The following is a 13,864-nucleotide window of genomic DNA, read 5'->3' as shown; positions in this document are numbered from 1 at the left end:
ACTCCACGTCGCTGTCCGCCTTGCCTTGGTCGCCGCCTGCATGCTGCTGGCGGGCGTCGCGGCCTATCATTTCAGCGCCCGTGTCGGGCTGGCGGCCCTGCGCGCCGACACGCGCCACGACCTCGACCTGCTGGCGACCGCCGTCGATGGCTCGGTCACCCGCTACGAGCATCTGCCCAGTGCCGTCGCGCTGAGCAGCGAGGTGCTGCGGCTGCTGCGCGCGGGGAAGGACGAGTTCGAGCCGCTGCAGCCGGCGGCGAACCATTACCTCGAACAGCTCAACGGCTTCTTCGGCGGCCTCGCGATCTTCGTGCTCGACGTCGACGGGACGGTGGTCGCATCCAGCGACTGGATCTATTCCGACAACCTGCTCGGCCAGAACCAGAAGCTGCGCTCCTATTTCCAGGCCGCCGTGCGCGGCGCGCCGGACCGTTACTACGCGATCGACGAGACGCGCAACGAAGCGGGCTACTTCTTTGCCCACCCGATCCGTGACGAGGGTCAGGACTGGCGCATCGTTGGCGTCGCGGTCGTGAAGATCAGCCTGAGCGAACTCGAACGGCGCTGGATGCCCCGGGACGAGCCCATGCTGCTGGCCGACGCGAACGGGGTCGTCATCGTCGCGTCGGTGCCCGAGTGGAAATACACGGTGCTGCGCCCGCTGAGCGGCGAAGTGGCCGCCGAGATCAGCGCAGCGCGGCGTTTTGCCGATCAGGCGATCCGGCCGTTCCCGGTGACGCTCGATGCAACGGGCTCCGGCGTGGCCGCGCTCGTCTCCTTCCCCGAAGCGCCGACGCTCGTGGGCGGGCGCCGCCTGAAGGCGCGGGATTTTGTCGTCGAGACCCGCCAGCTGTCGGGAACCGGCTGGCAACTCGTGACCTTTGCGGATCTTCGCGCGCGCCGTGCCGATGCGCTGACCGACGCGGCGCTCGGCGCCGCGGCGACGGGCTGCGTGTTGCTGCTCGGCCTCTTCCTGCACCAGCGCCGACGCACGCTGAAGAGCCGCGCGGAGGCGCAGGCCCTGCTGCAAAAGGCGAACGCTGAACTGGAGCAGAAGGTCAGCCTGCGCACCGCCGACCTGACCGCCGCGAACGAGCGCCTGCGCGCCGAGGTCGCCGAGCGTGAGCGCGCCGAGCAGACGCTGCGCGCGGCGCAGGACGAACTCGTGCAGGCAGCCAAGCTCGCCGTCCTGGGCCAGCTCGCGACCGGCATCACGCACGAGCTCACGCAGCCGCTCGGTGCGCTGCGCACCTTGGGGGGGAATGCGATCGAGTTCATGCGCCGCGGTGATCAGGCGACCGCGCAGGGCAATCTGCAGATCATGGCCACGCTCGTCGACCGCATGGGCGAGATCATCGACCCGCTCAAGACCTATGCACGCAAGTCGCCGGCGCGGCCCGCTTCGGTGGACGTTGCCCACGCGCTGCGCAACGCGCTCTTCCTGCTCGACCAGAAACTGCGCCGCGCAGGTGTTGACGTCGACAACCGCTGCGAGCCGGGCAGGGCGCTCGCGTGGTGCGACCAGAACCGCCTCGAGCAGGTGCTGGTCAATCTGATCGGCAACGCGGTCGACGCGATGGGCGAAAGCCCGGTGCGCCGCCTGCGGCTCGAAGCGGAGGCGGGGGGACCCGGCCGGCTGCTGGTGCGCGTCATCGACAGCGGACCGGGCCTTTCCGCCGACGCGCTTGCGCACATCTTCGAACCCTTCTTCACCACCAAGCCGGTCGGCGTGGGGCTGGGGCTGGGGCTTGCGATCTCGCAGGACATCGTCCGCGACTTCGGCGGCGAGCTCTCGGCGGCCAACCACACCGACGGCGGCGCCGTCTTCACGCTGGATCTGCCGGCGGCCGGAGAAAACCACGCATGAATTCCCCTCTCGCATCTTCCCGGGCCGACGAGCTCAAGGTCCTCATCGTCGAGGACGACCCCAACGTGCGCCTCGGCTGCGAGCAGGCGATGCAGCTTGCTGGCATCCCGGTACAGGCGGTCGCCTCGGCCGAAACGGGGCAGCGCCTTGTCGGCCCGGATTTCCCCGGCGTCGTTGTCACCGACATGCGCCTGCCGGGCATCGACGGCATGCAGTTCCTGCGCGCGTTGATCGCCCAGGACGCCGCGCTGCCGGTCATCATGATCACCGGTCATGGCGACGTGACCCTTGCCGTCGAGGCGATGAGGAGCGGCGCCTACGACTTCATCCCCAAGCCCTTCTCGCCCGAGCATCTCGTCGAGGTCGTGCGCCGTGCGCTGGAGAAGCGTGCGCTGACGATGGAGGTCGAAAGCCTGCGCCGCCGCCTTCACCATCGCGACGCGATCGAAGGCCGCCTGATCGGCCGTTCGCCACAGATGGAGACGGTGCGCCGCCTGCTGCTCGACCTCGCCGACACCAGCGTCGACGTGCTGATCGTCGGCGAGACCGGGACCGGCAAGGAGATGGTCGCACGCTGTCTGCACGATCTGAGCAGCCGCCACGCGGGGAACTACGTCGCGCTCAACTGCGGTGGCCTGCCCGACAGCCTCATCGACAGCGAACTTTTCGGCCACGAAGCGGGCGCCTTCACCGGCGCGCAGAAGCGACGCATCGGCAAGATCGAGCACGCCAACGGCGGCACGCTTTTCCTCGACGAGGTCGAGTCGATGCCGATGGCGGTGCAGATCAAGCTGCTGCGCGTGCTGCAGGAGCGCGTCGTCGAGCGCCTCGGCTCCAACGCGCTGATCCCGGTCGCGTGCCGTGTCGTCGCTGCGACCAAGGAAGACCTGCGCGAACTCGCCGACCGGCAGAAATTCCGTGCCGACCTGTATTACCGCCTCAACGTCGCCCGCGTCGAACTGCCGCCGCTGCGCGAACGTCGCGAGGACATCCCGCTGCTGCTTGAGCACTTCATGCTGCACGCCGCGCAACTGCACCAGCGCGCCATCCCCGAGGTCGCGCGCGAGCAGATGCAGCAGCTGATGGCGCACGACTGGCCCGGCAACGTGCGCGAACTGCGCAACGCAGCAGAGTGTCTGGTGCTCGGCCTGCGCCGCGATTTCGGCGCCGCGCCGTCACCGGAAGCGCGCGGGGCGTCGCTCGCCGAAGCGGTCGAAAACTTCGAGCGCTCGCTGATCGCCGCCGAGCTGCGCCGCCAGAACGGCAACCTCGCGCGCAGCAGCGAGGCGCTGCAGATCGCGAAGACCACCCTGCACGACAAGATCCGGAAATACGGGCTCGCGGGCTAGAATCGACGGGTTTCCTTTGCCCAAGGACAGCCCCATGACCATCCTGCGCGACAAACTCTACATCGGCGGCAAATGGGTCGCCCCGGCCGGCAGCGGCCTGATCGACGTCATCGACCCGAGCGACGCCTCGGTCTACGCCCGCATCCCCGAAGGCGCCCCCGCGGACGCGCAGGCCGCGATCGCCGCGGCCCAAGCCGCCTTCGAAGCCTGGTCGCGCCTGCCGGCCGCCGAGCGCGCGGACTGCATCGAGCGCGTGGCCGCCGGACTGGAAGCGCGCCGCGACGAGCTCGCCGCCGCGATCGCGCACGAAGTCGGCATGCCATTGAAGATGGCGGGGCGCTTCCAGGTCGCCGGACCGATCGGCAGCTGGAAGCACTACGCGAAGCTCGCGCGCGAATTCCAGTGGGAAGAGCGCGTCGGCAATTCGCTGGTCGTGCGCGAGCCGATCGGCGTCATCGGCGCGATCACGCCGTGGAATTTCCCGCTCAACCAGATCTCGCTGAAGGTCGCCCCGGCGCTCGCGGCGGGCTGCACGGTCGTGCTGAAGCCCTCCGAGGTCGCGCCGATCAACGCCTTCATCCTCGCCGACGTCATCGCCGAAGCGGGCCTGCCGGCGGGCGTGTTCAACCTCGTGACCGGCTACGGTCCGGTCGTCGGCGAAGTCCTCGCGTCCGATCCGCGCGTCGACATGGTGTCCTTCACCGGCTCGACGCGTGCCGGCCGCCGTGTCGCCGAACTCGCCGCCGCGACGGTGAAGAAGGTCGCGCTGGAACTCGGCGGCAAGTCGGCCTCCGTGATCCTCGACGACGCCGACCTCGCCGCCGCGGTGAAGGGCACGGTGTCGAGCTGCCTGCTGAACTCCGGCCAGACCTGCTCGGCACACACACGCATGCTGGTGCCACGTGCGAAGCTCGCGCAGGCCGCCGAACTTGCGGCTGCGGCGGCAGCATCGTTCAAGGTCGGACCGGCCTTCGCGGAAGACAGCAAGCTCGGCCCGCTCGTCTCCGACGTGCAGCGCGAGCGCGTGGTCGGCTACATCCGCCGCGGCATCGCTGAAGGCGCGAAGCTCGTCGCCGGCGGCCCCGACGCGGCACCCGCGGGCAAGGGCTACTTCGTCGCGTCCACCGTGCTCGTCGTCGAGGACCGCAAGGCCACCGTCGCGCAGGAGGAAATCTTCGGCCCGGTGCTGGTGATCCTGCCGCACGACGGTGACGAGGACGCGATCGCACTGGCGAACGATTCGATCTACGGGCTGGGCGGCGGTGTATGGGCGGGCAGCGACGAGCATGCGCTGGCCGTCGCGCGGCGCATCCGCAGCGGCCAGATCGACATCAACGGCGCGCCGTGGAATCCGCGTGCGCCGTTCGGCGGCTTCCGCCAGTCCGGCCTGGGGCGCGAGAACGGCGTCTATGGGCTGGAAGAATTCCTCGAGTACAAGGCGATCCAGCTGCCGCAGAAGGCGTGAGTGCCGTGCCGGTGCGGGCCGGCGCGCTTCAGTAGCCGCCGCGGCCCGGCGTCGGTGCGCGCCGGGCGCGGAAGTCCGGCGTCAGCCCGATCGTCGTTGCCGCGTCCACCGCGCCGGTCGACGGCACCGCGAGCGGCTGCGCGGTCGCCTGCTCGCTGCCTTCGAGCCGCGGATGCCACACCCGCAGCGTGTAGTCGCCACCCGGCAGGCCGCCGAGCGTCACCTTGCCGTCGGCGCCGGTCTTCGCGAAATGCGGGCTCTCGGATACGTAGATATAGCCGACCATCCAGTCGTGGATGTTGCACCCCAGGATGACGACGCCGGGCTTGTCGAAGAGCACCGGCGAGGTCGGCGTGCCGCTGTAGAGCGGCAGCTCGAAGGTCTTGGCCGGCGAGAACGAGTAGACGTGGTGGCGGATGTTGTCATTGTTCGGGAAAAGGACCCGCGTGCCCGCCTGTACCGGCAGCACGTACGGGACGAATTCCTTGTTGCGCTGGTCCTCTTCGGCGACGCCCGGAGGGGTGCCGGCGCCCGCAGCGCCGCCGGACGGAACCACGACCACCACCGCATCGGCGACGGGTTTGCCGTCGCGGTCGCGCACCGTCGCGCGGATGTCCCCCGCTACGGCGGGGGCTGCCGGCAATGCGAGCACCAGCAGCGCAAGCAGGCCGCCGATAGCGGCTTTCGCTCGGCCGACGCGTGGTGCAGCAGGTAAGCGTGCACGTGTCTTCATCGCCGTTCAGAATCCGTAAAGATAGGTCGCGCGGAACAGATTCCCGCTGTAGGCGATGCCGCCGTCCGCGCGGCTGTCGCGGTACTCGTAGCCGAGGCTGACCGACGCCTGGCGGCCCACTTCGCGGCTCACGCCGATGCTGAATACGCGTGTCCGCGCCGGCATCGTGTATGCATAGGTATTGTCGCCGAACACCGGATCCGGCGCGATCGCGCTCGATGCGAGGAAGATCGGCAGGTTGCGCTGCGTCGTGGACACGATGTCGCCGCGGTGCCAGGTGTAGCCGAGCGAGACGAGGTAGCGCGGGTCGTACGCGAAGTCGGCGCCGATGCCCGCGCTGCGGCTGCTCAGGTCGAAGACGTTGGCGCGGATGAAGGGAACCACGCGCGCGGGCACGTCGTCCGATTCGCGCCGCTCGCTGCGCACGAAGGCACGCAGGGCGACGCGCTCCGTCACCCGCTTGCTTGCCTCCGCTTCGGCGGCATACAGCCACCCGTCGCGCAGGCGGCTATCGTATTCGAGCCGTGTCGCCGATCCGGTCAGCGCGAACTGCGGCACGTAGGGGCCGAGACCGAACTTGCGCCGATAGCCCAGCGCCAGGCCGGCGTTGATGTTGTCGAGTCCGTCGTAATGGCGGTACTTGGTGGCGGCGAGGGTCCCCTTCAGCGACAGGCTGTCGTAGTCGGTGAGCTGGAAGCGCGGGCCGCCCGACGTGGACACCGCGAGCGCAAGATCGCCCTTGATGTCCCGCCCGAGCTGCGCGCGCGTGAGGTTGTCGTCATAGACGAGCTCGACGCCGAAATCGTCGAACGGTGCCGCGGATGCCTGGGTTGTGCACAGAACCAGCGCCAGGCAGGCCAGCTCCTCACCGAACTTCATGTCAAGTCTCCTTTGCCGTCGTGCCGTGTTGAGCCGCATCGCGTGCGAGCCAGGGTTCGAGCTGCGCGGCCGGCAGTGGCCGGCAGATGAAATAGCCCTGCAGGCAGTCGCAGCCCAGGTGATGCAGCAATTGGCGCACCTCGTCGGTTTCGACGCCCTCGGCGACGACGCTCAGCCCCATGTTGTGGGCGAGGTCGATCACCGAGCGCACGATCGTCATGTCGTCCGGGTCATGCGCCATGTCCAAGACGAAGCTCTTGTCGATCTTCAGCTCGGCCACCGGCAGGCGCTTGAGCTGCGCGAGCGAGGAATAGCCGGTGCCGAAGTCGTCGATCGACAGGCCGAAACCCATCTCGTGCAGCCGCGTCACCGTTTCGAGCGCGCGCGCCGGGTCATCGACGATCGCACTCTCGGTGATTTCGAGCAGGAACCACTGCGGCGAGGCGCCATGCATGGACAGCAATTCGGCGATGCGCTGCGGAAGTTCCGCCCCGAGCAGGTCGCGCGCGGAAAGGTTGATCGACACCTGCAGCGCCAGTCCGTCCGCGCGCCAGCGGGCGCACTGCTCGAAGGCGCGGCCGATCACCCACTGGGTGATTTCGCGGATGCAACCGGTCTGCTCGGCGAAGGGGATGAACTGGTCCGGCGGCACGAAGCCGCGCACCGGATGCTGCCAGCGCACCAGCGCTTCGACGCCGGTGATTGCGCCGCTGGCGAGATCGAGGCGTGGCTGGTAATGCAGCACGAGCTGGTCTTCCTCCACCGCCTGGCGCAGTTCGCCGGTGAGCGACAAGCGGCCGTGATTCTCCACTTCCGTGTCGAAGCTCACATCGTAGACCGCGCAGCCCATGCGCTTGCGCTTGGCCACGTACATTGCCGCGTCGGCCCGGCTCATCAGCACGTTGGGATCGTCGCCATGCTCGGGGAAGGTCGCGATGCCGATACTGCCGCTGACGTCGAGCTGCCGGCCTTCGACGAGCACCGGCGCTTCAAAGGCCTGCAGGATCTTGAACGCGGTCGCCCCGGCCATCGCCGCACTGGCCGTGGGCAGCAGCACCGCGAACTCGTCGCCGCCGAGGCGCGCGGGCGTATCGGACGCGCGCACCAGCACCGAGCGCAGGCGCTCGGCGACCTCGCACAGCAGTCGGTCGCCGACATGATGGCCGAGCGTGTCGTTGACCTCCTTGAAGCGGTTCAGGTCGATGAGCAGCACGCTCACCGGTTGTGCAACCCGGCGGGCGAGCCCGAGCGCCTGCTGCAGGCGCTCGTTGAACAGCGCGCGGTTGGGCAAGCCCGTCAGCGCATCCTGCAGCGCCATCGACTTGATCTGCTGCTCGCGCGCAGCGATCGCCAGCCGCATGCGGTTGAAACTGGCCGCGAGCTCGCCGAGTTCGTCGGAGCGCGTTTCCGGCGGCCCCTGGTCGTATTCGCCGCGCTCCATGCGGCGCGCGAATTCGGCCAGCGCCGACACCGGCCGTGAAATGCTGCGCGCGATCAGCAGGCTGCCGGCCACGGTCGCGCCCAGGCTGAAGGCGGCGAGCGCGAGCAGGATCACCCGCAGCCCGTCGAAACGGGCGATCGCGTCGCGCAGCGAGTCTTGCAGGATGGCGACGACCGCTCCCTCGTGCTCACGCCCGAGGACCGCAGCAGAGAGCAGGAAATCGGCGCCGAGCAGATCGGGCGCAATCGGCGGCACGGCGGTTCCCGCCGGCGGGCCGAGCGCGCCCAGCAGGGCGCTGGCCCCAGGCGGCGGCAGCGTCGTCGCGGCAACGTTCCAGCCGCGCTCCCGCCCCCAGGTGGCGAAAGAGACGTCCAGCCCGGTGAGCAGCCCGAGATCTTGCGCGAGCTTGTTGTCGACGCTGAACGCCACCATCACCCACGCGACCGGCACCGGCGCCAGCACCGGCACGACGACGAGCTGGAAGGGCGCATGCCCGATCAGTGCGATCGTCGAAGCTGCGCCCTTGCGCTCGGCGTCCGCGATCAGGTGCGCAAACGGAAACGCCGGCCGCTCGCCGTTATTGCCGTGTGCTGCGGTTTCTCCCAGTACCCGCCGGTCGAGGCCGATCAGCATCATCTTCGCGGCGCCGATGCGCGCGCCGTGGTTGTTCAGTGCGGATACGATGGTCGCGTGGTCGCTGCTCATCAGCGCCTGGCGCAGGCCGAAATCCGAGACCAGCACGCTCGCGGCCGTGGTCAGCTGCTGGGTGCGATCCTCCATCATGCGAACGAAAATCCGCCGCCCGACTTCGACTTCCTTGCGCACCGACTCGCGTGCGTTCTCCGAAACCGCCCAGTTCAGCGCAAGCAGGGTCACGAGCTGGATCGCCACCAGCAGCAGTGCCACGAAGACGATGACCTGATGCGCGACGAAGCGCGTCATGCTGACGCGGCCGGCGAACAGCTGCGGCAGCGCGCTGTGCGCCCGCTTCAGCAACGCTCCGGCGGCATGCAGGGGGCGTGACGACCAACAGGAACCGGGGATTTGCGCTGCCATCGCTCAGCGCACCGTCATCCGCCGTAGCGCCGGTGCACGGGCGGCCGTGCACCGCCGCCTCGCCATACGGGGATTGCTGTCGTCGCTCGGGCTTGTCGATTGCATGCTAACGCTCTCGTCGTGGCGCGACCGGGCTGGTGAGGTCGGAGTGAAGCGGCTGCACGCAGTGACAATGATCCGCACGGCACCTGCCAGATCGCAGCCGGCCTGTTGGCCGTGCGGTTGAGCCTCGCCATTCGAATTGTGTCGGAGCGCATCGGCCTCGCCTGCGAAATTGTTCCCCATGCACGCGAACGTGGGGCAGGGGAGGAGACTGTCGCCCGATGCGATCACAGGCCCTCGTCCGCGCCGCACTGCAGCGCACGAAACGTGCCCGGCAACCCCGCTATCGTGACCTCGAAAAGGTTGTAGACCGGAAGCTTTGCGACCCCGTCTTTCGTGCGGGAGTGCCGATTTATGTTACGGATTGTTGCGCCCAAGATACGCGCAAGCGTTGACGCGTGTCAATTTGCGGCGGCACGAATTGCGATTGCAAGTCAGGGACTTGTCCAATCCGCGATACAACGAAAGGAATAGCCGCAGGCCGGCGGTGCCGCGCCGTCGGATCGTGCCCCTCGGTCGGACCCTCTCAGACCCCGCCCAGCGCACCAACCGTTGCGCCGACGACGATCATCCAGATCGGCGCCAGCCGCGTCTTCAAGGTCACCACCATGGTCGCGGCGATCAGCGCCAGCGCGCCGAGCCGGTGATCCGGCGCCGCGATGAAGGGCAGGCTCAGCAGCCAGCCGGTCGCGAACACCAGTCCGACCGACACCGGAGCGAGGCCTGCAGTAAAGGCGCGCACCACCGGCGCATCGCGGCGCTGTGCCCCCCAGCGGCTCACGCCCAGCGACAGCAGCGTGGAAGGCAGCAGGATGCCGAGCAGCGCCGCGGCCGCGCCAAGCACGCCGGCGACCTGGAAACCCAGCACGGGCACGAACAGCACGTTCGGCCCCGGTGCCGCCTGCGCCAACGCGATCGCGGTCGTGAATTCCGCATCGTCCAGCCAGCCGCGCTCGGCGACGAGGAAGCGGTGCATCTCGGGCGCGGTCGACATCGCGCCGCCGATCGACAGCAGCGACAGCATCAGGAAGCGCAGGAACAGGTCGGAGAGGTCGGCCAGCGGCAGGCTGCTCATCATCGGCCATGCTCCCGGCGTGCGATGCACCAGCGCGCGATGCACCAGCCGGCCGTGCCCAGCCCGATCACGACCCACGCGAGCGGCGCCCGGAACACCGTCACCGCGACCAGCGTCGTCAGCCCGAGTAGCGCGCACAGCACCGGCCCGAGCGGATTGCGGCGCAGCGTGCCGAGCATCTTCAGCGCCATCGCGAGGATCAGCCCCGCCGCCACGGCCCCCATCCCGCGCAGGGCACCGGCCACCGCGGGGAAGCCCGCGAGCTGGTTGTAACTCGCGGCCAGCACGATCACCAGCACCAGCGGCGCGAGCAGCATCCCGCTGATCGCCGCGAACGCCCCGCGCCAGCCGAAGAAGCGGTCGCCGAGCATCAGCGACAGATTGACGACGTTGGGGCCGGGCAGCAGCTGCGCGACGGAATAGGCATCGACGAACTCCTCCCGCGTCATCCAGCGGCGGCGGTCGACGAGCTCGCGCTGTGCGACGGCGAGCACCCCGCCGAATCCTTGCAGCGCAAGCACGGTGAAGGCGATGAACAGATGCAGCGGCGAGCGCGGGCGGGGGTGGTCTGGCGCAGCGGGTGTCACGGGCGGATTGTTCTTGCGGTGGGTGCGGGCCGGGCATCGGCCGCGATCGAACGCGAGAGCTTAGCGCAAAGAGGCAAGAACGGCGTGCTCCCCGGCGGCACCTTGCCCTTCATTTGCCGTCGCGCCGTTGCGTGCCGGGATATTTTTGTTGCCGCTGCAGTCTACGTCCTTGCCGGTGCCGTGCGGCCGAGGTTGCGTGCCGCGCACGTCGCAGTCGCGAAAGCAGCCGGGAATACGCAGAAGCGGCATGGTCCGCCTGCTGAAGCGGTTCTCCCCACGCGGCCCCGGCAACCCGCGCGCAGCTTGATCGTGCAGCGCGCCGAAGGAAAACCACCGCCCAAAGAAGATCCCCGCGCCCCTGGAACGATCCGCGTGCGGCCCGTCTCTACCACCTCTCCCCGTCCTCTTGCCCGGCGCCTCGTCGCCGCGGGCTGCCTCGCGTTGTCCCTCGCCTGGGCGCCGAATCTTCCCGCACAGGACCAGACCGTCCCCGCCACCATCGACAGCGACGGCGTCCAGCGCATCACCATCGTCGGCGGGAGCTACTTCTTCAGGCCCGATCGCATCCTCGCCAAGGCCGGGAAGCCGCTTCACCTCATCGTCAGGATGGAGGAGGGCATCGTGCCGCACCGCTTCGTGCTCGACGGCCCGGACGGCAAACCGGTCGCCGATATCGAACTCGCCACGACGCCGAAGACGGTGCAGATCGACCTGCCCCCGGGGCAGTATTCATTCCACTGCCCGAGCCGCCTCCTCATGTTCAAGAGCCACCGCGAACGCGGCATGTCCGGCACGCTCGAAATCCGCAACTAGCTGGTGCCACTTTCCGTCTCGGATAGCGTCCGCAAGGATGATCCAGAAACCACCACGTCCCGGATTTGCTCTAATAATGAAGCTTGCGAACAAGCATTGATCACCTCCTCGACAGATCCGGAGCCAGCGATGCATACAGCCCTCCCTCTCGCGCTCGCCGCGCTGCTTGTGTCCTGCGCCACCCCTGCCGAGCGTGCCGCCCAGGTCGAACGCGAGGTCGAACAGATGATCACCATATATGGACCGGCCTGCGAAAGGCTTGGCTACAAGCAGGACTCCGACCAGTGGCGCGACTGCATCCTGCAGCTCAATGCGCAGGAGCGCCATGAGCGTTACAGCCGGATGCCCACTTCCACCACCTGCATCGGCCATCGCGGTTTCTTCCATTGTTCGACGTTCTGAACCCGGACCCCGGAGCCTCCGGTGCGCGATCCCGCCGATAAGCCACCGACCACGCCCGCGTTTCGCGTCAGCGCCGTCATGACCCGCGGGGGGCCGACGTGCGGTGGCTGATGCTGGCCTTGGCCCTGAGTGCGGCCGGTCCGGCTGGCGCGGATCTCCTGCACGATGCACAGGAACGTTTTCGCGCGCTCGAGGGCTACCGCGTCACGCTCCGTTCGCTCGCCGCCGACGGCCAGCGACAGATCATCGCATGCGCCTACCGCAAGCCGGGCTGGATACGCCTCGACTTCGTCGAACCTCACAGCGGTGCGGTGCTTGTCTATGATCCCGCCGCACGCCGCGTGCACCTCTGGCCTTTCGGCGCCGGGCACTTCCCCGCCCTCAACCTCGCCCCGGACAACCCCCTGATCCGCAGCGCCGGAGGCCACAGCGTCGACCGCTCCGACGTCGGCGCACTGCTCGCAAGACTTGTCGAACTGCGCGCCAGGGGCGGGGCCGGCACGCCGGTCGATGCCGAGCTTGCCGAACGCCCTGCGCACCTCGTCGAAATCACCGGAGCCGGCAATGCCCACGTCGACGGCGTGCACCGCTACCGGGTCTGGTTCGAGAAGGGGACCCTCTTTCCCCTGAAAGTGCAAAGCTACGACGTGGCACTGGACGTCATCGAAACGGTCGACATGAGCGACGCCGAGCTCGATCCAGCCTTTCCGGAGCGTTTCTTCACCCCCTGACAGGGAGTAAGCATGCGGCCGTCGGCCAGCAATCAATACCACCTCACAACGCTCTGGCAACTCGACGCCCCGCTCGAGACCGTCTGGGACGTCATTACGCACCCCGAACGCTGGCCCGACTGGTGGGCCGGCGTCGAATCCGTCGTCGCTCTGGACCCCGGCGACACCGACGGCATCGGCGCGCGCCAGCACTACACCTGGAAAGGGCGCCTGCCCTACCGCCTGCGTTTCACCAGCTGCGTCACCCGTGTCGAGCGCCACCGTCTCCTCGAAGCGCAGGTCGTCGGCGAAGTCGAAGGCATAGGCCGCTGGCACTTCGCCTTCCGCGACGGGATGACGATCCTCCGCTACGAATGGCTCGTCTGCACCAGGCCCCTGTGGATGAACCTGCTCGCACCCCTGGCCCGTCCGGTGTTCCGCTGGAATCACGACTCCCTCATGCGCGCGGGCGGCGTAGGCCTCGCGCGCCACATCTGTGCCCGCCTGCAGGGTCACGAAACCCGGTCCTCATGATCCCGCCGCACCTCCTCGCCGCCGCCTGCGCCGGCGTCATTGCCGGCACCGTGGCCACCTTCGCCCAGATGCTACTGTGGTGGTTCGACGGCACGCCCGTCATCGACACGCTCCTGCGCGACGCCCGCCTGACTGCCGCCATCGTCATGGGTACAGGCGTGCTGGGGCAGGGGCCCGCCTGGCGCTGGGACGTGATGGCGTGGGCGACCGCCATCCACTTCGCGCTGTCGTTCATCTACGCGCTGATCGCCTGGCCCCTCGCACGCACCCTGAACGTCCCGTCCTCCGTCAGCCTCGGCGCCCTCTACGGCGCGGCAATCTACGTGATCAACCTTCACGGCTTCACCCACGTCTTCCCGTGGTTCGACGTCTCGCGCGGACGGGTGACCATCCTCGCCCATCTGGTCTTCGGCGCTTCCCTGTTCGCAAGCTGCGTCTTACTCGCTTACCGGATGCCTCATCCGCACCGATCCGGCTCGTCGAATCGGTAACAGTCCGAGCCGCGTTTCCGACAGCAGGTGAACCCGCCGTCCCCCTTTGCGCGCCCCGAAAGAAACTAATTTCGGGCAGTCGCAACAAAGCGCTTGACGGCCCGCTTGAGCTCTATATAATTCGCGCCTCTTCAGCGCTGCGGCGGATTTGGCGGCGGCGGTGGGGGGCAGGAAAGAGGGGTGTGGTGCGGCAGCGGATTTAAAAAAGTTTGCTGCGGTGCTTGACGAAAGCAGTTGAGTTTGTCAGAATCTCTTTCTCGCTGCTTCGGCAGCGGTTCTTTAAAAAATTGGACAACCGATAAGTGTGGGTGCTTGGTTGGCGCGACCGAACTGCTTCGGCAGTTTTAATGTTGCAAAGAT

General features: G+C 68.2%; 14 protein-coding genes and 1 riboswitch. Of the genes, 8 read left to right on the top strand and 6 right to left on the bottom strand.

Annotated elements, in window-relative coordinates:
* The 3 genes from GPA27_RS25960 to GPA27_RS25950 form a co-directional block, all read left to right on the top strand.
* Window positions 1-1,867, top strand: a 1,867-nt coding sequence (locus tag GPA27_RS25960; protein ID WP_308446341.1) for a sensor histidine kinase, incomplete at its 5' end; no start/stop codon positions are given.
* Window positions 1,864-3,216: a sigma-54-dependent transcriptional regulator gene (locus GPA27_RS25955; RefSeq protein ID WP_169143327.1), complete on the top strand. Its 1,353-nt coding sequence runs from the start codon at window positions 1,864-1,866 to the stop codon at window positions 3,214-3,216. The genes GPA27_RS25960 and GPA27_RS25955, both read left to right, overlap by 4 nt.
* 34 nt (window positions 3,217-3,250) lie before the next feature.
* Complete coding sequence (locus tag GPA27_RS25950) at window positions 3,251-4,681, top strand: aldehyde dehydrogenase family protein (protein WP_169143326.1); 1,431 nt, start codon at window positions 3,251-3,253, stop codon at window positions 4,679-4,681.
* 28 nt (window positions 4,682-4,709) lie between these two features.
* On the opposite strand, the gene GPA27_RS25945 is transcribed toward GPA27_RS25950, so the two are convergent.
* The 6 genes from GPA27_RS25945 to GPA27_RS25920 form a co-directional block, all read right to left on the bottom strand.
* A complete protein-coding gene (locus GPA27_RS25945) occupies window positions 4,710-5,414 on the bottom strand; it encodes a methylamine utilization protein (protein WP_169143325.1) in 705 nt (234 codons plus the stop codon).
* 6 nt (window positions 5,415-5,420) lie between these two features.
* Window positions 5,421-6,293 (bottom strand): hypothetical protein, encoded by an 873-nt coding sequence (locus tag GPA27_RS25940; RefSeq protein ID WP_169143324.1) that lies wholly within the window; start codon window positions 6,291-6,293, stop codon window positions 5,421-5,423.
* A gap of 1 nt (window position 6,294) precedes the next feature.
* Window positions 6,295-8,790 carry a bifunctional diguanylate cyclase/phosphodiesterase gene (locus GPA27_RS25935; protein WP_246261490.1) on the bottom strand — a complete coding sequence of 832 codons (2,496 nt, stop codon included), beginning with the start codon at window positions 8,788-8,790 and terminating at the stop codon, window positions 6,295-6,297.
* A 372-nt stretch (window positions 8,791-9,162) separates the two neighbouring features.
* Window positions 9,163-9,251: riboswitch (cyclic di-GMP riboswitch) on the bottom strand.
* A 167-nt stretch (window positions 9,252-9,418) separates the two neighbouring features.
* Window positions 9,419-9,967, bottom strand: a complete 549-nt coding sequence (locus GPA27_RS25930; protein WP_169143328.1) for a chromate transporter — start codon at window positions 9,965-9,967, stop codon at window positions 9,419-9,421.
* On the bottom strand, window positions 9,967-10,554 hold the full coding sequence (locus tag GPA27_RS25925) for a chromate transporter (protein ID WP_169143323.1): 588 nt from the start codon (window positions 10,552-10,554) through the stop codon (window positions 9,967-9,969). The genes GPA27_RS25930 and GPA27_RS25925 overlap by 1 nt, the downstream gene beginning before the upstream one ends.
* A gap of 60 nt (window positions 10,555-10,614) precedes the next feature.
* Entirely contained in the window at window positions 10,615-10,803 is a 189-nt protein-coding gene (locus tag GPA27_RS25920) for a hypothetical protein (protein WP_169143322.1), read from the bottom strand.
* 123 nt (window positions 10,804-10,926) lie between these two features.
* Between GPA27_RS25920 and GPA27_RS25915 the strand changes: the two genes are divergently transcribed.
* The 5 genes from GPA27_RS25915 (at window position 10,927) to GPA27_RS25895 (ending at window position 13,504) form a co-directional block, all read left to right on the top strand.
* On the top strand, window positions 10,927-11,367 hold the full coding sequence (locus GPA27_RS25915) for a cupredoxin domain-containing protein (protein WP_169143321.1): 441 nt from the start codon (window positions 10,927-10,929) through the stop codon (window positions 11,365-11,367).
* A 129-nt stretch (window positions 11,368-11,496) separates the two neighbouring features.
* Complete coding sequence (locus GPA27_RS25910) at window positions 11,497-11,769, top strand: hypothetical protein (RefSeq protein ID WP_169143320.1); 273 nt, start codon at window positions 11,497-11,499, stop codon at window positions 11,767-11,769.
* A 110-nt stretch (window positions 11,770-11,879) separates the two neighbouring features.
* Window positions 11,880-12,500 (top strand): LolA family protein, encoded by a 621-nt coding sequence (locus tag GPA27_RS25905; RefSeq protein ID WP_169143319.1) that lies wholly within the window; start codon window positions 11,880-11,882, stop codon window positions 12,498-12,500.
* Between the two features lie 12 nt (window positions 12,501-12,512).
* Window positions 12,513-13,013 (top strand): SRPBCC family protein, encoded by a 501-nt coding sequence (locus tag GPA27_RS25900; RefSeq protein ID WP_169143318.1) that lies wholly within the window; start codon window positions 12,513-12,515, stop codon window positions 13,011-13,013.
* On the top strand, window positions 13,010-13,504 hold the full coding sequence (locus GPA27_RS25895; RefSeq protein WP_169143317.1) for a hypothetical protein: 495 nt from the start codon (window positions 13,010-13,012) through the stop codon (window positions 13,502-13,504). Before GPA27_RS25900 ends, GPA27_RS25895 begins: the two co-directional genes overlap by 4 nt.
* The last annotated feature ends 360 nt before the right edge of the window (window positions 13,505-13,864 follow it).

Origin of the sequence: Aromatoleum toluolicum, from assembly GCF_012911005.2 — a bacterium.
Lineage (GTDB): Bacteria > Pseudomonadota > Gammaproteobacteria > Burkholderiales > Rhodocyclaceae > Aromatoleum > Aromatoleum toluolicum.
Note: the sequence above shows the minus strand (reverse complement) of the source record. Positions and strands in the feature narration are given on the sequence as shown.